The 19,712-nt window shown below is 67.0% G+C and carries 20 protein-coding genes; 12 read left to right on the top strand and 8 right to left on the bottom strand.

Annotation, left to right across the window (positions count from 1 at the left end):
* Positions 1-3 precede the first annotated feature (3 nt).
* Entirely contained in the window at positions 4-357 is a 354-nt protein-coding gene (locus JRI60_RS50280; RefSeq protein WP_204223258.1) for a hypothetical protein, read from the bottom strand.
* A 231-nt stretch (positions 358-588) separates the two neighbouring features.
* On the opposite strand from JRI60_RS50280, the gene JRI60_RS50285 reads away from it, so the two are divergent.
* From JRI60_RS50285 to JRI60_RS50300, 4 genes are all read left to right on the top strand, one after another.
* Entirely contained in the window at positions 589-1,986 is a 1,398-nt protein-coding gene (locus tag JRI60_RS50285) for a cytochrome P450 (protein ID WP_204223259.1), read from the top strand.
* Positions 1,987-2,122: 136 nt separating this feature from the next.
* Positions 2,123-3,049, top strand: coding sequence for an ABC transporter ATP-binding protein (locus JRI60_RS50290; RefSeq protein WP_204223260.1), 927 nt, complete (start codon positions 2,123-2,125; stop codon positions 3,047-3,049).
* Positions 3,046-3,807: an ABC transporter permease gene (locus JRI60_RS50295; RefSeq protein ID WP_204223261.1), complete on the top strand. Its 762-nt coding sequence runs from the start codon at positions 3,046-3,048 to the stop codon at positions 3,805-3,807. Before JRI60_RS50290 ends, JRI60_RS50295 begins: the two co-directional genes overlap by 4 nt.
* Positions 3,808-3,987: 180 nt before the next feature.
* On the top strand, positions 3,988-5,250 hold the full coding sequence (locus tag JRI60_RS50300; RefSeq protein ID WP_204223262.1) for a styrene monooxygenase/indole monooxygenase family protein: 1,263 nt from the start codon (positions 3,988-3,990) through the stop codon (positions 5,248-5,250).
* 69 nt (positions 5,251-5,319) lie between these two features.
* On the opposite strand, the gene JRI60_RS50305 is transcribed toward JRI60_RS50300, so the two are convergent.
* The 3 genes from JRI60_RS50305 to JRI60_RS50315 all read right to left on the bottom strand — a co-directional run bounded on the left by JRI60_RS50305 (position 5,320) and on the right by JRI60_RS50315 (position 8,231).
* Positions 5,320-5,622, bottom strand: coding sequence for a PRC-barrel domain-containing protein (locus JRI60_RS50305; protein ID WP_204223263.1), 303 nt, complete (start codon positions 5,620-5,622; stop codon positions 5,320-5,322).
* A gap of 451 nt (positions 5,623-6,073) precedes the next feature.
* Complete coding sequence (locus JRI60_RS50310; RefSeq protein WP_204223264.1) at positions 6,074-7,777, bottom strand: serine/threonine-protein kinase; 1,704 nt, start codon at positions 7,775-7,777, stop codon at positions 6,074-6,076.
* Positions 7,778-7,853: 76 nt separating this feature from the next.
* On the bottom strand, positions 7,854-8,231 hold the full coding sequence (locus JRI60_RS50315) for a PH domain-containing protein (protein ID WP_204223265.1): 378 nt from the start codon (positions 8,229-8,231) through the stop codon (positions 7,854-7,856).
* A 160-nt stretch (positions 8,232-8,391) separates the two neighbouring features.
* On the opposite strand from JRI60_RS50315, the gene JRI60_RS50320 reads away from it, so the two are divergent.
* From JRI60_RS50320 to JRI60_RS50345, 6 genes are all read left to right on the top strand, one after another.
* Positions 8,392-9,579 carry a hypothetical protein gene (locus tag JRI60_RS50320; protein ID WP_204223266.1) on the top strand — a complete coding sequence of 396 codons (1,188 nt, stop codon included), beginning with the start codon at positions 8,392-8,394 and terminating at the stop codon, positions 9,577-9,579.
* A 17-nt stretch (positions 9,580-9,596) separates the two neighbouring features.
* Entirely contained in the window at positions 9,597-10,070 is a 474-nt protein-coding gene (locus JRI60_RS50325; protein ID WP_204223267.1) for an SRPBCC family protein, read from the top strand.
* Between the two features lie 75 nt (positions 10,071-10,145).
* A complete protein-coding gene (locus JRI60_RS50330) occupies positions 10,146-11,600 on the top strand; it encodes a serine hydrolase (protein WP_204223268.1) in 1,455 nt (484 codons plus the stop codon).
* A 112-nt stretch (positions 11,601-11,712) separates the two neighbouring features.
* Positions 11,713-12,369, top strand: a complete 657-nt coding sequence (locus JRI60_RS50335; protein ID WP_204223269.1) for a response regulator transcription factor — start codon at positions 11,713-11,715, stop codon at positions 12,367-12,369.
* Between the two features lies 1 nt (position 12,370).
* The gene (locus JRI60_RS50340) at positions 12,371-12,739 is read left to right on the top strand and encodes a response regulator transcription factor (RefSeq protein WP_204223270.1); all 369 of its coding nucleotides are present in this window, start codon (positions 12,371-12,373) and stop codon (positions 12,737-12,739) included.
* 54 nt (positions 12,740-12,793) lie between these two features.
* Entirely contained in the window at positions 12,794-14,881 is a 2,088-nt protein-coding gene (locus tag JRI60_RS50345) for a PAS domain-containing sensor histidine kinase (RefSeq protein WP_204223271.1), read from the top strand.
* Positions 14,882-14,940: 59 nt separating this feature from the next.
* Here JRI60_RS50345 and JRI60_RS50350 read toward each other — a convergent pair whose 3' ends face one another.
* Positions 14,941-15,816: an alpha/beta fold hydrolase gene (locus JRI60_RS50350; protein ID WP_204223272.1), complete on the bottom strand. Its 876-nt coding sequence runs from the start codon at positions 15,814-15,816 to the stop codon at positions 14,941-14,943.
* A 181-nt stretch (positions 15,817-15,997) separates the two neighbouring features.
* Here JRI60_RS50350 and JRI60_RS50355 point away from each other — a divergent pair, with 181 nt between their 5' ends.
* Positions 15,998-16,852, top strand: coding sequence for an alpha/beta fold hydrolase (locus JRI60_RS50355; protein ID WP_204223273.1), 855 nt, complete (start codon positions 15,998-16,000; stop codon positions 16,850-16,852).
* A 10-nt stretch (positions 16,853-16,862) separates the two neighbouring features.
* Here JRI60_RS50355 and JRI60_RS50360 read toward each other — a convergent pair whose 3' ends face one another.
* The 3 genes from JRI60_RS50360 to JRI60_RS50370 all read right to left on the bottom strand — a co-directional run bounded on the left by JRI60_RS50360 (position 16,863) and on the right by JRI60_RS50370 (position 18,782).
* Positions 16,863-17,603 carry an SDR family oxidoreductase gene (locus tag JRI60_RS50360; RefSeq protein WP_204223274.1) on the bottom strand — a complete coding sequence of 247 codons (741 nt, stop codon included), beginning with the start codon at positions 17,601-17,603 and terminating at the stop codon, positions 16,863-16,865.
* Between the two features lie 157 nt (positions 17,604-17,760).
* Positions 17,761-18,558 carry a hypothetical protein gene (locus JRI60_RS50365; protein WP_204223275.1) on the bottom strand — a complete coding sequence of 266 codons (798 nt, stop codon included), beginning with the start codon at positions 18,556-18,558 and terminating at the stop codon, positions 17,761-17,763.
* 77 nt (positions 18,559-18,635) lie between these two features.
* Positions 18,636-18,782: a hypothetical protein gene (locus tag JRI60_RS50370; protein ID WP_204223276.1), complete on the bottom strand. Its 147-nt coding sequence runs from the start codon at positions 18,780-18,782 to the stop codon at positions 18,636-18,638.
* A gap of 59 nt (positions 18,783-18,841) precedes the next feature.
* On the opposite strand from JRI60_RS50370, the gene JRI60_RS50375 reads away from it, so the two are divergent.
* Positions 18,842-19,696: a hypothetical protein gene (locus JRI60_RS50375; RefSeq protein WP_204223277.1), complete on the top strand. Its 855-nt coding sequence runs from the start codon at positions 18,842-18,844 to the stop codon at positions 19,694-19,696.
* Positions 19,697-19,712 lie beyond the last annotated feature (16 nt).

A 19,712-nucleotide genomic window follows, 5' to 3' on the forward strand; every position in this document is an offset into this window, starting at 1 on the left:
CGGCTATCGCCGCGGCTTCGATTCCGGCTTGGGCTTGGGGGCGGGCTTGGGCGCCGGCTCGGTCCCGGGTGTCGGCTCCTCCGAGGGCTCGGAGTCGGGCACGAGCGTGGTATCGGGCTCGGGCTCGGGTGCCGAGGCCTGCATCATCCCGTCCACGCGCAGCGCATCGACGCCGAGCCGCGAGAAGATGGCCTGGGTATTGCCGCTACCGAGCGCCTGCCGGTCCTCGGCGGACAGACCCGCGGAGGCCATCGCCTCGGCGGGATCCGCGAGGAATGCGCCCAGCCGAGTGGGGTCCGTCGCCAGGCCCGCCAGGAACTGCGTCAGTGCACCACGACCCTGAACTTCGACCGCCATGAGCATCCCCTCCTTGTACAATACCCATTGGGTGAACCCGCGGAAGCAGTAGCCCTACCTGCCGGCGCGCATTCTACAACCGCCGGAGGAGGATACAGCACAAGAGGAACGCTGGAAGTCGCCCCTCCCTCTTCCTACCTTCCTGGGTTCGTCCGCGTACTGGTTCACCGCCATCCCCGACGAGACGCCCGGTCCGGACCTGACGCCACTTGGAGGAGTAGAGTCGCGCCCATGGCGCCTCCTCGCATCCCGCTGCCGCACCTCCTTCAACTCCACCAATGGGTCGCCCACCCCCTGCGGTTCATGGAGGAGTCGGCACGCCGTTACGGCGATAGCTTCGTGATGCAGTTTCCCAACACCCCTCCGTTCCTCTTCACCCGAGACCTGGAGATGATCCGCCAGGTCTTCACCGGCAAGCCGGAGGATCTCCACGTGGGACCGGTGAACCGGGTACTGGAGGCGGTGGTGGGAAAGCACTCCCTGCTGCTGCTCGATGGCCAGGAGCACATCCAAGAGCGGAGGATGATGACACCTCCCTTCCACGGTGAACGGATGCTGGCCTACGGACTGTCCATGCGCGAGTCCGCCAGCCGTTCCATCGACCGGTGGCCGCGGAGCGGGGCCTTCACCCTCCACGAGGTGTTCCAGGACATCACCCTGGACATCATCCTCAAGACGGTCTTCGGCCTCTCCGAGGGAGCGACACTCGAGCGCTTCCGCGAGCTGTTCGTGCGGATGCTGAACATGGGCTCGGCGAACGCCGTGCTGTACTTGAGCGCCCTGCTCCCGGCGGAGCGGCTGCACCGGGTGCTCGCGGTGGGGAGGGACCCCATCCAGCTCGGGCCGGTGAAGGCCGATGTGAGCTGGGCGCTGCCGTGGACCCAGCTCAGCCGTCTCATGCGAGAGGTGGACACGTACCTCTTCACGGAGATGGAGCGGCGCCACGCCGAGGGCGTCGAGAAGCGCGAGGACGTCCTGTCGATGCTCATGCAGGCGCGTGACGAGCACGGCCAGCCCATGTCCGACCAGCAGTTGCGTGACGAGGCCATCACCCTCCTGGCGGCCGGGCACGAGACCACCGCGACCACGCTCTCGTGGGCCTTCCACTTCGTCCTCCAGCACCCCGAGGTGGAGGAGAAGCTCCGGGCGGAGCTCCACCAGGTGGCGGGAACGGGGCCACTGGCTCCCGAGCAGGTGAACCGGCTGGAGTACCTGGACGCGACCTTGAAGGAGACGTTGCGTCTGGTGCCCGTCGCGCCCGCCGTGGGCCGGGTGCTGCAGCGGCCGATGAAGGTGGGCGAGTGGGAGCTGCCCGCCGGCATGGCCGTGATGGCGTGCTCCTATCTCACGCATCGCCGCCCGGACCTGTGGCCAGAACCCGAGCGCTTCAACCCGGAGCGCTTCATGGGCAAGCGGCCCGGGCCCCACGAATACTTCCCCTTTGGAGGCGGGGCCCGGCGCTGCCTCGGCATGGCCTTCGCCAATTACGAGATGCGGATCGTCTTCGCCGAGGTCCTCCGCCGGGTGAAGCTCCGGCCCGCCACGCCCTACGCGTTCCGGGTGGCGCGGCGCGGTGTCACCCTGACGCCCGAGGGAGGGGTGCCCGTCGTCGTCGAGTCGCGGAGCTGAGCACGCCCTCGTTGGAGAACATCGACGAGGTGTTCACGCGCATGCACGCCGGTGGGCACGAAGGCCGCGTGGTGCTGGACCTGGCCGGGCCGAGTCGGCGAGGTTCACCCCCCCAATCACCTCGGATGGGGTACCCGTGCAGCCAATCATCTCCGTCAAGAACCTCAGCAAGACGTACGCCTCGGGTTTCCAGGCGCTCAAGTCCATCGACCTGGAGATCCGGCGCGGGGAGATCTTCGCGCTGCTGGGCCCCAACGGGGCTGGAAAGACCACGCTGATCAGCGTCATCTGCGGGATCGTCAGTCCCAGCGGAGGCACGGTGCTCGCCGATGGGCACGACATCGCATCGGACTTCCGCGCGGCCCGGGAGAAGATCGGCCTGGTGCCACAGGAGCTGTCCACCGACGCCTTCGAGAGCGTCTGGGCCACGGTGAACTTCAGCCGGGGCCTGTTCGGCAAGCCGCGCAACCCGGCCTACATCGAGAAGGTGCTGCGCGACCTGTCTCTGTGGGACAAGAAGGACGCCCGCATCATGACGCTGTCCGGCGGAATGAAACGCCGGGTGCTGATCGCCAAGGCGCTGTCGCACGAGCCACAAATCCTCTTCCTCGATGAACCCACCGCGGGCGTCGACGTCGAGCTGCGCCACGACATGTGGCAGATGGTGCGTGGCCTGCGTGAGAGCGGGGTGACCATCATCCTGACCACGCACTACATCGAGGAGGCCGAGAAGATGGCCGACCGGATCGGGGTGATCAACAAGGGTGAGCTCATCCTGGTCGAGGACAAGGCGGTGCTGATGCACAAGCTGGGCAAGAAGCAGCTGACGCTGACCTTGCGCAACCGGCTGGAGCGCATCCCCGAGGCGCTGACCGGGCTCGCGCTCGAGCTGTCCGGCGATGGCAACACGCTGGTCTACACCTTCGATACCCAGGCGGAGGAGACCGGCATCGCGACGCTGCTGCGGCGGTTGGGGGAGCACGGCATCGACTTCAAGAACCTGCAGTCCAGCGAGAGCTCGCTGGAGGACATCTTCGTCAGCCTGGTGAGGGCACGGTCATGAACCTGTATGCGATTCGAGCCATCTACCGGTTCGAGATGGCGCGCACCTTCCGCACGCTGATGCAGAGCATCGCCTCTCCGGTGCTGTCCACGTCGCTGTACTTCGTGGTGTTCGGCTCGGCGATCGGCTCGCGCATGGGGGAGATCAACGGCGTCAGCTACGGGGCCTTCATCATCCCCGGCCTGCTCATGCTGTCGCTGCTGAACGAGAGCATCTCCAACGCCTCGTTCGGCATCTACATGCCGAGGTGGTCGGGCACCATCTACGAGGTGCTGTCCGCACCGGTGTCCTACGTCGAGGTGGTGATTGGCTACGTCGGCGCCGCGGCCACCAAGTCGGTGATGCTGGGGGTGCTGATCCTGGCGACGGCCCGGGTGTTCGTGCCCTACGAGATCGCGCATCCCCTGTGGATGGCCTGCTTCCTGGTGCTGACCGCGGTGACCTTCAGCCTGTTCGGCTTCATCATCGGCGTCTGGGCGGACGGCTTCGAGAAGCTGCAGGTCATCCCGTTGCTCGTCATCACCCCGTTGACCTTCCTCGGGGGCGCCTTCTATTCCATCAACATGCTGCCGCCGGTCTGGCAGAAGATCACCCTGTTCAACCCGGTGGTGTATCTGGTCAGCGGCTTCCGCTGGAGCTTCTACGGCGCCTCCGACGTCAACGTCACCATCAGCGTCGGCATGACCCTGGTCTTCCTCACCCTCTGCCTGGTCGCCGTGAGGTGGATCTTCAAGACGGGGTACAAGCTGAAGGCCTGATGCTCCAGCGGACCGCTACAAGAATCGCCACAGGTGGTCCGTGGTGCCGTTGTCGGAGAACTGTTTGCTCCGGGCGCTGTCTCGTGCGGAGCCCTGCACGCTCGGCATGGGAGCGTCCGGATGAGACCGCGTGGCGGGGGATGGAGTCGTGACGCCATCGGGACGGCTATGCTCCGCGGCATGGCGAACATCGCGATCGTAGGCGCGGGCCAGGCGGGGCTCTTCCTGGGCTTCGGTCTGCTCGAGGACGGACACGACGTCACACTGTTTTCCGAGCACACCCCCGAGGCGATCCTGAATGGCCGGATTCCCTCCGGGATGGGGCTCTTCGAGGACGCGGTGAAGAAGGAAGCCGCGCTGGGACTCACGTTCTGGGAAGACGTGATGACGCGGGGAGAAGGCGCCATCCTCGAGCTGATCAACCCCGATGGAGGCGTCGGGCTGCGCATCAGCCCTCCCGTCCCGCGGCCCCATCGAAGCGTCGACCAGCGGCTGAAGAACTCACGGTGGATGCGGGAGCTGGAGCGCCGTGGCGCGTCCGTTCGCATCGTCCCCCTGGCCAATCCGGACGAGCTCGATGCGCACGTCTCGGGCTTCGACCTCGTCGTGGTCGCCACGGGCAAGGGTTCGCTCTCCAGCATGTTCTCGAGAGATCCCCAGCGGAGCCCCTTCGACGAGCCGCAGCGCCACATCACCGGCTTCCACGTGAAGAACTTCCGCCCCGAGCTCCGCAGCGGAACCATCCGGGTCCTGCCGGGACTGGGCGAGGTGGTCATCACCCCGTTCTATGGCCGGGAGAACATCCAGGGACGCTTCCTCCTCCTCGAGGGCATCCCCGGTGGACCGCTCGATCTTCTCTCGCACGAGCTGCCAGGCCGCGAGCTGTTGGAGAAGTGCAAGCAGACCCTCCTCGAGTTGCTCCCCGGACAGCTGGATGACCTGCGGGAGGCGGAGCTTCCCACCGAGCAGTGCTGGCTTCGCGGCACCATCACCCCCACCGTCCGCCGTCCGGTGGGCCGACTGGCCTCGGGCAGGGTCGTGATCGGCCTGGGCGACGCCCTCATGCTTCATGACCCGCTGGCCGCGCAGGGAGGAAACAACGCGACCCACATGGCGGACTTCTACCGGACCCGCATCCGGGAACACGCCGGGCGTCCCTTCACGGCGGAGTGGATGCAACGGACCTTCGATGACTTCTGGCTCGACTATGGCCAGTACGCGATGGGCGTGACGGCCGGCCTGCTCATGCCTCCTGCTCCTCACCAGCAGGCGGTCCTCGCCTCGGCGCACCATGTGCCCGCCGTGGCGACGGCGTTGATCAACGGCCTGTACGACCCCAGGGCCCTCTTCCCCTGGTTCGTCGATCCCGCCGTCACCCGCGAGTTCCTGCTCTCCCAGGGCGTCCCACCACCGTTGCTGGAGCAGCTCTGGAGGCCTTCGTAAGGCGCACCAGGGCGGATACGGCCCCGGTCCTTCGAGACGGCATGGTCGCGAGCCCTCCGTATGCCCATCCTAGTGGGCGGACGCGGGCTCACTCTCCACGGGGAGGATCCGCCGAAGCTCATCGACGACGACGGAGAGGACGACCGTGTCACCCACCGACTGGACGATGCGGACGGGAATCTCGAGTGTTCCCGCGTGGAAGATGCTGTGGGAGGCTCCGAGTTGGTCGGCGATCGCTCGATCCAGCTTCACCTGAAGTGACTCGACTCTCCAGGTCTCGCTGTCCAGGAAGAGGGCCGCGACCTCTCCAATGACCTGCCCGTCCGCTCCAATGATGGTCCGTCCCCGCAGGTTGTCATCAGCAAGACGCATCGCTCAGCTCCTTCCCCTTCAAAAGTAGGTCTCTGCGGGCGGGAAGGATGGCGCTGGCCACGGGCGTAGGCTTGAGCTCCCGTGGGACACCTGCGGACAGAAGCCCTTGGCCGCCATGCCGCTCGCCTCCCCGGGGGCTCATCAGGAGGGACGGGGCGCTCTCCAGGCTCAGCCGGTGGCTGAGGAAGTTGCCATCCGCTCGCGCCGGCCGGGCCTCGACACTTCACGGTATGCATCCGTGCGACATGCGGGGGGATTGCCCAGGAGCCCGGCGAGAGAGTGCTCGGATGAACGAGGGCAAGACCAGCGGGAGCACCTCGCGCAAATGAGCCGCTCGATCCACCTCCGCCCGAGGAGCCACCTCCCTACGAGCCTCCGCTGCCCCACCCGCCTCCAAACCGGACCGTCAGCCAGATGATCAGCACCATCCACAGCCCGAAAGTGAGCCCCCTCAGCCCTCCCGAACCTTGCCCGCCACCGAGGTCACCGGCTCGCTCTGGCTCGGACCCTGGCCGGACAGGACCGCCGTGGGCTCCTCGCTCTGGGGCTGGGCGGAGGGACGCTCCAGCCGGGTCACCTGCTCCGAGCGCCGCGCCGTGTGCTTGTCCTTCTGCCGAGTCATCGCCTCCTGGACGAGGTGGGCCAGTTCCCGCTGCCCATGAGGATAGGGCGCGAGCGCTCCGGGGAGGGCGCAGAGCTGCTCTCGCAGCTGGTGGCCCCGGGGTGTGCGGTCCCCGGCATTCCACTGGAGCAGGTCCATGATGGCGGCATCCAGCGCCAGGGGGACATCCGGGCGGAGCACCGAGGGAGGTACCAGGAAGGGAGGAGGAGCGCTGCGCACCGTGTCGGAGACAACCTCGTCCTGGAAGACGCGCCGCCCGGTGAGGGCCTCATGCAACGTGAGACCGAGCGCGAAGAGATCCGCGCGCCCGTCGAAGGGCTCGCCCCGCGCCTGCTCCGGAGCCAGGTAACCCAACTTGCCGCGGACCCGGTCCGCCTGCGTGAGGCGGACGTGGATGGCCGCACGCGCCACCCCGAAGTCCCCCAGCTTCACCTCACCGATGCGCGACAGCAGGATGTTGGGCGGATTGACGTCCCGGTGGACGAGGTTGAGGGGGACGCCCTCGCTGGAGGTGCGCCGATGGACGTAGTCGAGTGCCTCACCGAGCTCCGCACCGATGTACGCCACCACGGAGGGAGGAAGGCGCCCGTGGCTCTTGAGCAGCTCGCGCAGGGACAGGCCCTCGATGTGCTCCAGGGCCATGAAGTACGTGTCCTGGAACCGGCCCACGTCGAGCACCTGGACGATGTTGGAGTGGTTGAGCAGCGAGCCCAGCTCCGCCTCCCGGCGGAACAGCGTCACGAAGTCCTCGTCCTCGGCATAGGCCGGGAGGATGCGCTTGATGGCCACCACCTTCTCGAAGCCGCCCTCGGGGCTGTAGGTGGCGCGGAACACCTCCGCCATGCCCCCCACGCCCAACCGCTCGTGCAGGAAGTACTTGCCCAGCAGATCCCTGGCGCGGATGGCGTGCAGCGCCTCCTCGGCCTTGCTCGTGAGGTGGTCGGCGACCAGCGCCGCCATCCAACCGGTGGTGAAGTAGTAGACGGCGCGCAGCACGACGAGCGGCGGAGTGAACATCAAGGGCACGGGCTCGACGAGCCGGGGCCAGGCCAGGAGGAAGTAGAGCAGCACCGTCTCGGTGGCCACGAGGATGCCGGCGAAGAGGGCCAGGCTGCGCTTGGAGCGCAAGGCCGCGAGCAGGATGAACGTGCTCCAGAGGACGGCCATGGGGTTGCCCAGTGCCTGCTCGGCATTCGCGAAGAGGACGTCGCAGATGAAGAGGTACGCCCCGGTGGAGGCCTCCAGCGCGACGTTGAACCAGAGGATGGAGGGATGGAACCAGCCCTGTCGCAGCTTGCGGTGGAGCACCCCGTAGTAGAGGGCGAAGAGGGCGCACAGGATCGCGACGGAGATGGAACGAGGCCAGCCGATGAAGGGCGCCAGCCCGAGCGTGGACACGGTGAAGACACAGGCGGCCCTGCTGATGAACCGGGCCACGGTAGCCTCGCGGGCGGCGGCATCCGCCCGGAGGTGCTCGGCGAGCAGCTGGGAGCCGACGGGTGCCGCGCTGCCTGGACGCGAGGAGTGGAGCATGGGAGGTCCCATTCTCTTGCAGCCGGGGCGGCAAGGCGAGCCCGGGCGCCCTGGCTACCCGACTCCGCAGGGTCTTCTACTTCAGCACGTAGGTCGCGAGGACCTTCTGGACCTCGACGATGTTCGATCCCTTCCCAAACTGTTTGACCAGGGGCTCGGGCGAGCCGGAGATCCAGATCTTCAGCTCGGAGTCCGCGTCAAAGGTGCCCGCCGTCTCGATGCAGAAGCGGGTGATGGACCGATAGGGGAGCGACATGTACTCGACCTTCGACCCGGTCACCCCCTGCTTGTCGACCAGCAGCAGCCGCTTGTCGGTGAAGAGGTAGAGGTCGCGGAAGATCTTGAAGGCCTTCTCGAGCCTCTCGTGGGGCGCCATCACGGCGGCCGCTTCTTCCTGGAGTTTACTGACGTCGACCTCGGACGCGTTGCCCAGCAGGTTATCGAAGAGACCCATCGTACCCTCATCTTCCAGGATGCGGACTCCATCCTACAGGGAAAGAAGGGTGGCCTCCCATCCGCACGCTGGGTGTGAGCCCCCAAGGCCGGCATCTTCCCGATAAACTGCCGCGGCATGCAGTGCCTGACCGGAACCGTCTCACTCCAGGTGACGTGACATGTGGCTCGCACTCACGCTCCTCCTGATTCTCACCGTCGCCATCGTCGGGCTCGTCGTCGCGTGGCGGCTCCGCCAGACGCCAGCCCTCTGCCAACCCCAGCAGTACGACGCCGCGCCTCAGCCGGGAACGTTCGCGGTGCGGGCACTCGAAGTGATGCCACCGCTCGTTCGCGAGACGCCCGTCCTCGAAGCCCAGTCCCCCGCCTGGCGCGAGGCGATGGGCCAGGCGGGCCTCAAGCTGCGCCGCGCCGGGGTGCGCCACGTCGTCTTCGTGCACGGCACCTTCGTCGGCCACGACCCCACCCTGCTGCTCTCCGCGCTCGAGGGTCCCCTCTCCGCGCTGGGCCCGGGCCTCATGCCGTCCCTGCAACGCCTCTCCAAGCTCCCGAGTGATCGCGTCCTGCGAGACCTCGGCAATTACACCCCCGAGTACGTCTCGCTCTTCCAGAAGGCGCTGGGCGGCGACATCCCCACCACGCGCTTCGTCTGGTCCTCGGCGAACAACCACGTCGCCCGCCTGCGCGCGGCCGTGGAGCTGCTGCGGCTCCTGGCCACCTCGGACCTCGGGAGCAAGCGGGCACTGCTCCTCGGGCACAGCCACGGCGGCCAGGTGCTCGCCCTGCTCACGCAGCTCGTCTACCCGGCACGGACCGCGGAGGCGCTCTGGCAGGCCGTTCGCGACGCTGGCGAGCCCACCGAGGTCCTCCAGGACATGGCGCGCAAGGTCGCCCGCTCACGGCTCGACATCGCCACCTTCGGCATGCCGCCGCGCTATGGCTGGGCCACGGGCCGGCAGTGCCGCGTCCTCCACGTCATCAACCACCGGGGCACGGAGCCGCGCGGGAGCACCGTCGCGGGCGTCCTCCACACCGAGAACGGCGACTACGTGCACCAGTGGGGCATCGCCGGTTCGGACATTCCACCGGGCAGCGCGAAGGAGCGGGAGTTGGCCGCGCGGCTCGATGCCATCCTCGGCGTGGGCTACGACGTGAAGGCATGGCTCCAGCACGTGCAGCACGGCGCGCGCGTGCCGAGGGACGGGTTCAGCTACCTCGTCGACTACGGCGACCGGGGCACGGGTGCCCTGCCAAATTGTCTGGCGACATGCTTCGGGCACGGCGTCTACACGAGCTACGACACCATGCTCTTCAACGCCCGCCTCCTCGCGGACCACTTCTACCGGTAGAGAGGGAAGACAAGATCATGCCAGGGCCGTCCCAGGAGTACGGTTTCTCCCTCACCTCCGACTTGCGAGCGCCACCCGAGGAGGTCTGGTCTCATGCGACCCGGATGCAGGGCGTCAATCGGGAGTTCTTCCCGCTGGTGCGCATGACGTGGCCCAGCTCGGACGGCAGCCTCCCCTCTCCCCCTCCCCTCGGCCAGAGGTTGTTCCGGAGTTGGATCCTGCTCTTCGGGCTGCTGCCCATCGACTACGATGACCTCACCTTCGTCGAGTTCGAGCCCGGCCGCCGCTTCCTCGAGCGCTCGGTGCTGTTCTCACAGAAGCAGTGGATCCACGAGCGGATCGTCACTCCCACCGCGACAGGGTGCCGGCTCACGGACTCGGTCCGGTTCATCCCGAGGCTGCGCCCGTTGGGGTCACTGCACCTCGCTGTCTTCCGGTGGGCCTTCCACTGGAGGCATCGCAACCTGCGGCGGTTGTTCTCTCGCCCATGAGCAGGCGGCTTGCGCCCACCAACCCCCCATGCCATGAGCCTCAGCCAGCCGCCATCCATGAACTGGGAGTCCCCGATGAACTGGATCCATGCGCGCATCGTGAGCGCGCTCGCCGTCTTCGTACTGATCGTGCCCACCGCTGACGCGGCGACCCGGCAGCAGGAGCTGGATCGGCTCGTCACGAAGTATCACCAGCTGCACCAGTTCAACGGCACCGTGCTCGTCGCCGACGAGAAGGGGGTCGTGCACAAGAAAGGCTACGGCTTCGCGAACCTCGAATGGCGGGTGCCGAATACCCCCGACACGAAGTTCCGCATCGGCTCCATCACCAAGCAGTTCACCTCGATGGTCATCATGCAGCTCGTCGCCGAGGGGAAGCTCGAGCTCGAGGACAAGCTCACGACGCACCTTCCGGACTACCGCAAGGACACCGGTGACCGCATCACGATTGCCCACCTGCTGAATCACACCTCTGGCATCCCGAGCTACACGTCGGCCCCCGGGTTCGCCCAGAACGACTCACGCGACCCCTACACGGTCTCCGACTTCGTGAAGAAGTTCGCCAGCGGCGACCTCGAGTTCGAACCCGGCACGAAGTGGTCGTACAACAACTCCGGGTACTTCCTGCTCGGTGCCATCATCGAGAAGGTCACCGGCAAGCCGTACGCCCAGGTGCTGCGGGAGCGCATCTTCGACCCGGTGGGGATGAAGAGCTCCGGCTACGACGTCTCCGCGACGGTGCTCCCCAAGCGCGCGAGCGGTTACGCACCCGGGCCTGACGGGTACGTCAACGCCCCCTACCTCGACATGTCCCTCCCGTATGCCGCCGGCTCCCTGTACTCGACGGTGGAGGACCTCTATCTCTGGGACCGGGCGCTCTATCGCGACGAGCTGCTGCCCGCACCGCTGAAGCAGCGGATGTTCACCCCAGGGCTGAACAATTATGCCCATGGCTGGACCGTGCAGCCGGTCGAGCTGAACGATGGCAAGACGAAGCTCGCCACGCTCAGCCACACGGGCGGAATCAACGGGTTCAACACGATCATCGTCCGCGCGCCTGAACGAAAGGAGCTCGTCGTGCTCCTCGACAACACGTCGGGCGCCCGCAAGCTCGAGGAGCTCGCGGCCGGCCTGTTCAGCATCCTCCATGGCATCACGCCCCAGCAGCCCCGGACGTCGATTGGAGACATCGTGTGGGAGCTCATCGGCAAGTCGCCCGTCGCGGAGGCAATCGCCAGGTACAAGGCCCTGAAGGCCACGAAGGCGAACGAGTACGACTTCTCCGAAGTGGAGTTGAATCGCGTCGGATATCGACTCCTCGGAGCCGGACGCACGGCGGACGCCATCGAGATCTTCAAGCTGAACGTGGAGATGTTTCCCACCGCGGCCAACCCCTACGACAGCCTGGGTGAAGCGTACCTGGCCAGTGGCAACAAGGAGCTGGCGCTCGCGAACTACCGCCGAGCCCTGGTGCTGAGCCCTGGCAACGTGGCCGTGGAAGAGATCATCAAGCGGCTCGAGAAACCCTGACGCCCATACCAGGGCGCAGGCCGCTCAACCCCATGGAGACGTGCATGGCGCCAGGCCGGGGGCATACCCTGGTATGATTGCGGGTGCCTGCTCGCCATGCCAAGGTTCCAGTATGAGTGAGGAGGTCGTCATCCACATCGTCGACGACGACACGTCGCTGCGTACTGCCTTGCAGGCGCTGTTCCGTTCCGTCGGCATGAAGGCCAGGGCCTACGATTCGGTGCGCGCCTTCCTCGACGCCGAGCGGGTGGACGCCCCCGGCTGTCTCCTGCTCGACGTGCGCCTGCCCGGGACCAGCGGCCTCGACTTCCAGGGCCAGCTCGACTCGCTCGGCATCGATCTGCCGGTGATCATGATGACCGGCCATGGCGATATCCCCATGTCGGTGCGGGCGATGAAGGCAGGTGCGGTCGACTTCCTGCCCAAGCCCTTCCGCGAGCAGGATCTGCTCGACGCCGTGGCGCTGGCGGTGGAGCGCCATCGTGGCCAGCGCTCCGAACGCGAAGACCTGGACGGCCTGCGCAAGCGCTTCGACATCCTGACGAACCGCGAGCAACAGGTGATGAAGCTGGTGACCCTCGGGCGGCTCAACAAGCAGGTCGCCGACGACCTCGGCTTGAGCGAGATCACGGTCAAGATCCATCGGGGCTCGGTGATGCGCAAGATGGGAGCGGAGAGCCTGGCCGATCTGGTGCGCATGGCCGAGGCGCTGAAGCTTCCGAAGACCCTGGCCACGGCCCTGCCCTCATCCCAGACGCGGAAACCCTAGCATGTCACTCCAACCCCTCATCTCCATCATCGATGACGATGCGTCGGTCCGCCTGGCTGTGCTCAGCCTGCTGCGGTCGTTCGGGCTGAAGGGACTGGCGTTCGACAGCGCCGAGGCGTTCCTGGCCTCGGGCGAGCTCGAGAACACGAAGCTGGTCATCACCGACATCCACATGCCGGGCATGAGCGGCATCGACCTCAAGAGGAACCTCGACGCACAGGGGTCCACGGTGCCCGTCATCATGATCACCGCCAAGACCGAGGTGGCGGTGATGGAGCGGGCGCGGGCGTGCAATCCGTCCTGTCTCCTGAAGAAGCCCTTCGACAGCGAGGAGTTCATCACCTGCGTCGAGCGCGCCCTTGCGCTGTAGGCTCACGGGGCGCATGCCGCGACGGCGTTTCAGGACCTTTGGCGGAGCTGGCCGATGCCGGATGTAAACGGATCGGAATCTGTCGAGACACTGCTGAGCCAGCCGGGCCTCCTCGGGTCGGTCCTCGACGGCGTGGCGGAGAGCGTCATCATCCGTGACCTGAGCGGCCGCATCCTGCTGTGGAACAAGGCATCCGAGGCGCTCTACGGCTTCCCGCGCGACGCCATGCTGGGCCGCAACCTCCATGACAGCCTCAGTGCCCATCACCCGACCACCCTCGTGGGCCTCGAGCGACACCTGCTCGAACAGGGTCACTGGGAAGGTGAGCTGAAACGGACCACCGCGTCCGGCGAGGACAAGCGCGTCGAGCTCAAGTGGACGGTGCTGCGCGGCCCCGAAGGCCAGCCGGTGTCGATCATCGAGTACGGCCGCGACCTCACCCGCTTGAGCGATATCGAGGTCGAATCCCGGCTGCAGGCGCACCGCTACCGCAACCTGTTCCAGGCCATGGCTGCGTCATTCTGGGAGCTCGATTTCTCGGAGGTGCGCAAGATGCTGGCCCGGCTCGTCCACGAAGGCGTCGTGGACTTCCGCGGCTACTTCGAGGCACATCCCGAATTCATCGACGCCGCCATCACCGCGACGCGCGTGGTCGATGTCAACGACAAGACCGTGATGCTGTTTGGTGCCAGGCGGCGCGAGGAGCTCATCGGCGGCACGGTCCATCCGTTCTGGCCGCCAGAAAGCCGACAGGTCTATGCCGAGAGCCTGCTGGCTTCGATACACCACCTGCCCAACCTGTCGCGGGAGACGCGCCTCGCCACGCTCGACGGCCGGATGATCGATGCCCTGTTCACCGTCTGCTGGCCATCGGGCCACCATGGGCAAGGCACGGTCCTGGTCGGCATCATCGACATCTCCGACCGGGTGACGGCGGCGCAGGAGGTACGCGCCAGCGAGCTGCGCTATCGAAAACTCTTCCAGGCCATGTCGACGGCGCTGTTCCAGCTCGACTTCACGCGCCAGCGCGAGCTGCTCGCCGATCTGGCGGCGCGCGGCATCGAGGACATCGCCGCCTACGTCGACAGCGAGCCCGGGTTCCTGCCCACCTATATGGACGCCATGACCATTGGCGACGTCAACGAAGCGGCGGTGCGCATCATGGGCGCCAGGGACCGCTCGGGGCTGATCGGCCAACCGGTGACGCGCTTCTGGCCACCGTCGTCCTATCCGGTCATCCGGCGTGCGATGCTCTCCAGCTTGCGGAAGAATGTCACCTTCGAGGAGGAAACCGTCAATTACCGGCTGGATGGCCGGGAGATCAACACGCTGCTCACCATCAGCGCCTCGCCCGAGCTGCGGGCGCGCAACATGGTGCTGGTCGGCTTGACCGACATCACCGAGCGCGTGGCGGCACAGAAGGCCTTGCGGCAATTGCAGAGCGAGTTCGCCCATGCCTCGCGCCTGTCGATGCTCGGAGAGCTGACGGCGTCGATCGCTCACGAGGTGAATCAACCCCTGGCCGCCATCGCCGCCAATGGCGCGGCGGCGGTGCGCTGGCTGTCACGGCCCGAGCCGGATCTCGACGAGGTGCGCACCATCAACGCCCACATGGTCAGCGACGCGAAGCGCGCGGCCGACATCATCGCCCGCCTCCGTGCCATGGCCTCGAACAAGGCCGCGGAACGGCAGCGCCTGTCGCCCCACCAGGTCGTCCAGGAGGCCGTCCGGTTCCTGCATCACGAGCTGATGACCCATGAGGTCGACCTGCACCTCGAGCTCGCCGACGACCTGCCGGACATCGAGGCGGACCGCGTGCAGATTCAGCAGATCGTCGTCAACCTGGCGCTCAACGCCATGCAGGAAATGAAGCGCGCCCGCTGCCCGCGGCCGCGGCTGAAGCTGATCGCCCTGGCCAGCGATGGCGACATGCGCTTCGAGCTCGAGGATTCGGGGCCAGGCATCCCGCCGGAACACCAGGACCGGCTCTTCCAGAGTTTCTTCACCACCAAGGCGACCGGTCTCGGCCTGGGGCTGTCGATCTGCCGCAACATCATCGAGGCGCACGGCGGTCGCATCTGGGCGGAGAGCATCCCGTCCGGCGGAGCGCGCTTCATCTTCACCCTGCCATTCGCGCGGTAGAAAAGGCCGCGCGGAAGGGGGAAACCCGCGTGGCCAGTCGAGCAAACGGGGGAAGCGTCCTACCCCTGGATGAAGGCCAGCAGGTCGCGATTGATGACGTCCTTGTTGACCGAGCACATGCCGTGGCTGAAGCCCGGATAGCTCTTCAGCTTCGCGCCCTTCACCAGGGAGGCCACGAGCTTCGCCGAGCCGTCGATCGGCACGATCTGGTCGTCGTCACCATGCATCACCAGGGTCGGCACGTCGAACCTGGCGAGATCGGCGCGGAAGTCTGTCTCCGAGAAGGCCTTGATACAGTCGTATTCGGCCTTCAGCCCGCCCATCATGCCCTGCATCCAGAAGCTGTCGCGCAGACCTTCCGAGACCTTCACGCCTGGACGGTTGAAGCCGTAGAACGCCATGGTCAGCTCCTTGAAGAAGGCGGAGCGGTCACCGAGCACCCCGGCCCGGATGCCGTCGAAGACCTCGATGGGCAGGCCGTTGGGGTGCCAGTCGGTCTTGAGCATGATCGGTGGCACGGCGCCGATGAGCACGGCCTTGGCGACGCGCGAGGTGCCATGGCGGCCAATATAGCGCGTCACTTCGCCGCCACCTGTCGAATGGCCGACATGGACGGCCTTCTCAAGATCGAGCGCGGCGGTCAGCTGGGCGAGATCATCCGCATAGGTGTCCATGTCGTGGCCGTCCCAGGGCTGCGACGAACGGCCGTGGCCGCGGCGGTCATGGGCGATGGTGCGGTAGCCATGCGATGACAGGAACAGCATCTGGTCCTCCCAGGCATCGGCGGTCAGGGGCCAGCCGTGCGAGAAGACGATGGGCTTGCCGTCCTTCGGGCCCCAGTCCTTGAAGTAGATCTGGGTGCCATCCCGGGTGGTGAGATAGCTGCCGGTGATCTTTCCAGCTCGATCGGCGATGGGCGGGGATTGGATGCTCATGGAAAATTCCCTTCTGCGTGGGTGGATCTGACGGAGGCCAACATGCACCTCGGGTTTTCGACCCGCCACTGTACGGGGGTTTGGACATCCCCATACCAAGGTTTAGGTCGACTGGCCCGATCGTACAAAAGACGACGCCAAAGCCAGTCGCCATAATCACTTTCCAGAAAGGTCTTCCCCCATGAATGCCCCCGTCCATACCGCCGTCAATACGCCCACCCGCTTCGCCGAGGTGAAGGGCCGCCGCCTCGCCTATCGTGACATCGGCCAGGGTGTGCCCATCATCCTGTGCCTGCGGTTCCGCGGTGTTCTCGACTCGTGGGACCCGGCCTTTCTCGATGCGCTGGCGGCCCACCACCGCGTCATCACCTTCGACTATTCCGGCCTCGGCCAGTCGACCGGCGAGCCCAGCTATGTGCGCAAGAAGATGGCGCAAGACGCCATCGACCTGGCCGACGCGCTTGGCCTCGAGCGCTTCGTCATCGGCGGCTGGTCGCTGGGTGGCATCGCGGCGCAGGTGGTGACGCGCCTGCACCCCGAGCGCATCCTCAACACCGTCCTGATCGGCACCACACCGCCGGGCAAGATGCGCGTCGGGCCGAAGCCGATCTTCTTCGAACGCGCCTTGAAGCCGGTGAACGACCTGGACGACGAAGTCGTGCTGTTCTTCCATCCGGATTCGCAGAAATCCCGCGCCGCCGCGCTGGCTTCGCACAACCGGATCGCGGCGCGCACCACGGACCTCAGCCCGGCAATTCCGATCGGTACCGTCTTGAAAATGCTGGCCGAGTCCAAGGGCGAGGACTCCTTCGTCGATGACAACGGCTACCGCGATTTCCTCAAGACGACCGACATCCCCACCCTGGTCATCTCCGGAGATCAGGAGATCATCTTTCCGGTCGAGAACTGGTTCGACCTGACGCCGCAGACGAAATCGGTGCACCTGATGGTGTTCCCGCAGATGGGTCACGGCCCGCAGCACGAAGCGCCGCAGCTCTGCGCCGACCTGATCACCAGCTTCATCAGGAATGGATGAATGACCCGCGTCAGATGATTCCGCCGTTGGCGCGCAGGACCTGTCCGTTGACCCAGCCCGCGTCCGGGCCAGCCAGGAAGGCGACCGTGGCGGCGATGTCCTCGGGCTGGCCCAGGCGCTCCAGCGGCGCCAGTTTCGCCAGGCGTTCGACCACGTCCCGCGGCTTGCCCTTCAGGAAGAGATCGGTGGCGGTGGGGCCAGGGGCGACCGCGTTGACCGTGATGTCGCGTCCTCGCAGCTCCTTGGCGAGCACGCTCGTCATGGCCTCGACCCCCGCCTTGGTGGCGGCGTAGACGGCGTAGGTCGGCTGCAGCAGCCCCACCACACTCGACGAGAAGTTGATGATGCGCCCGCCCGTGCGCAGCCGGGTGGCGGCCTCGCGCAGGGTGTTGAACGTGCCCTTGAGGTTGACGGCGATCTGTCGGTCGAAGCTGGCGTCATCCGTGTCGGCGACGCTGGACAGATTCATGATGCCGGCGTTGTTGACCAGCACGTCCACCCCGCCGAAGGCCGTCTCCGCCGCGTCGAAGAGGCGCCGGACGTCCTCGCGCTGACTGACGTCCGCCTTCGCAGCCAACGCCTGGCCTCCGGCCTGCTGGATCTTGCGGACGAGGGCCTCGGCCGGCGCGGCGCTCTCGGCGTAGTTGACGATCACCGCGAAGCCGTCGCGGGCCAGTCGCTCGGCGATGGCCGCGCCAATTCCGCGCGAAGCGCCCGTGACCAGGGCCACCTTCTGATTCTGTGTGTTCATGGTGTCTCTCCCGGCCGGCTTCGTCGTTGCCGGCATGGAGAGAACATGCCCCTTCTCCCTCGCTGGATCATCTGGGATGGGCTGCCATCACTATTCAGAAAACGCGAACAGTGCGGGGGCCAGGACAGGCCGTTTGGACGTCCGCTCCCCAGACGCCCTACCCTCGAGCCGACGCGAACGAGGCCAGGCGCTCGCGGATGATGCGCGCGGCCTGCTCCGGGTAGGCAGGCAGCCTGCCGCGCAGGTGCGCCTCGGCCAGGGCCAGCATCTCGGTCGCCGCGGCTATCGGCTCCAGCAGCAGGAGCCGGTTGAGCCGCGCGCCCAGCTCCGGGAAGACCCGTTCGACCCGGCGGAAGGGGTCGAGGTTGTCCAGCAGCCCCGTGTCACCCTCCACACCAGGGAGACCCTGGACCAGGAGCGTCAGGAGCTCATCCAGCGCATAGGTCTTGATGAAGCGATGGCCGCTGAGGATCTCTCCTCGTGCGCAGCGCGCCGCTCCCAGCAACAGGTGGAAGAAGAACAACTCCAGCTCGCGCGGGAGATCCACCGTCCGTGCCGCGCTCTGTTGCTGGATTCTCGCCAGTGCTTGCGCAACACCGCCGGAGCGCTCGAACAGCACGCGGTAGTCATTGACCCTGGCCAGGAACAGCTCCTGCTCGTCGAAGATGGCGAACTCGAGCACGTGCCCGTCGTCGTACAGCACCTTGAGGCCGTGCGCCGTCTCCCGCACGCGCAGGGCGATACGCCCGGCCTCCGGCAGCCATGACACATCCTGCCGGAACTGCTCCTGCACTCCAGGGACGGTGATCACGAAGAAGTCGTGGTCCGACCACTCGTCCGGAACGCGGCGCACCTCCGCCATGGAACCCAGCGCGACGAGCGCCAGGACGCGCGGGTCGGATTCCAGGCGGACCCGCAGGTCCTGGGTGAACTGGTGGTAGGCGTCCAGGTGCATGGGGAGGCTCCAGTGAGGAGAGAGCACTGGAGCATAGGACACCGCCAGCTGCCCCATCACCGCTGGCGGGGCACGAATCAGCCCTTCACCACGCCGTCGAAGTCCTCCCAGCCCGTGTACTTCTGGAAGTCGGCGTGGCGCAGCGCGTGGCGTTGGGGGCCGCAGCCGCAGGTGCCCTCGGGCCCCGCGACCGAGCAGGTGAGGGCCACGCCCCCCAGGGACATCCCACAACCCGGGGGCAACGCGGCCAACGCCGAGCGGCCGACGGAGTAAGGTAGGTGGCATGCCGCAGCCGCCGTCCCTCCCCTCCGCCCGAGACCTGGAGTTGCACGCGGCGGGCGCGCCGCCCGCGCCGAGGACGCTCCTACAGCCCGGTGGCGAGGCCCTGGCCATGCTGGCGCGCCGGGGCTTCACCGCGACCGTGGCGCCGCTGGACCTGCCCTTCCCCGCCGACCTGGAGGCCCAAGTGGCCGAGCGGCTCTCCGAGCGGCTCGGACACTACGCGTTCCGCCTCTTCCTGCGCGGCGCCATCCTGCGCCAGGGCCCCTTCACGCCGGAGGACGCCACGCGCTACGTGGATGCCGAGCTGGCCCGGGGCTTCGCGGAGGAGCTGGTGGCGCTGGACCTGGCGACGCGTGAGGAGGGCGGGCGCTACCGGCTGCTCCACCCGGTGAACAGCTTCGGCGGCACGCTGGAGTGGTACGTGGCGCGCGAGCTGCGCGGGCGGCTGGGCTTCGACGTGGCGGTGGGTGTGAAGTTCCACGCCCGCGACGTGGGAGGCGACCTGGACGTGGTGGCCGCCGCGGAAGGCAAGCTGCTCTACCTGGAGATGAAGTCCTCGCCGCCCAAGCACCTGGCGCCGGACGAGGTGGGTGCCTTCTTCCGGCGCGTGCGCACGCTGCGGCCGCACCTGGCCCTCTTCGTCATGGACACCGCGCTGCGCCTGTCCGACAAGGTGTTACCGCTGCTCCAGGCCGAGCTGTCCACCCAGCCCCCGCCCGAGCCCCGGCGCGTGGTGCGCGAGGTGTGGGCCCTCACCCCCTACCTCTACGTCGTCAACGCGCGGCAGGACCTGCTCGGCAACATCGGCGTGGCCATCGCGGAGGGCTTCCGCGCGCTCGCGCCACCCCCTCCGTGAGCGGCCGGCCGCGAGG

Source organism: Archangium violaceum (assembly GCF_016887565.1).
In the GTDB taxonomy this organism is placed as follows: Bacteria; Myxococcota; Myxococcia; order Myxococcales; family Myxococcaceae; genus Archangium; species Archangium violaceum_B.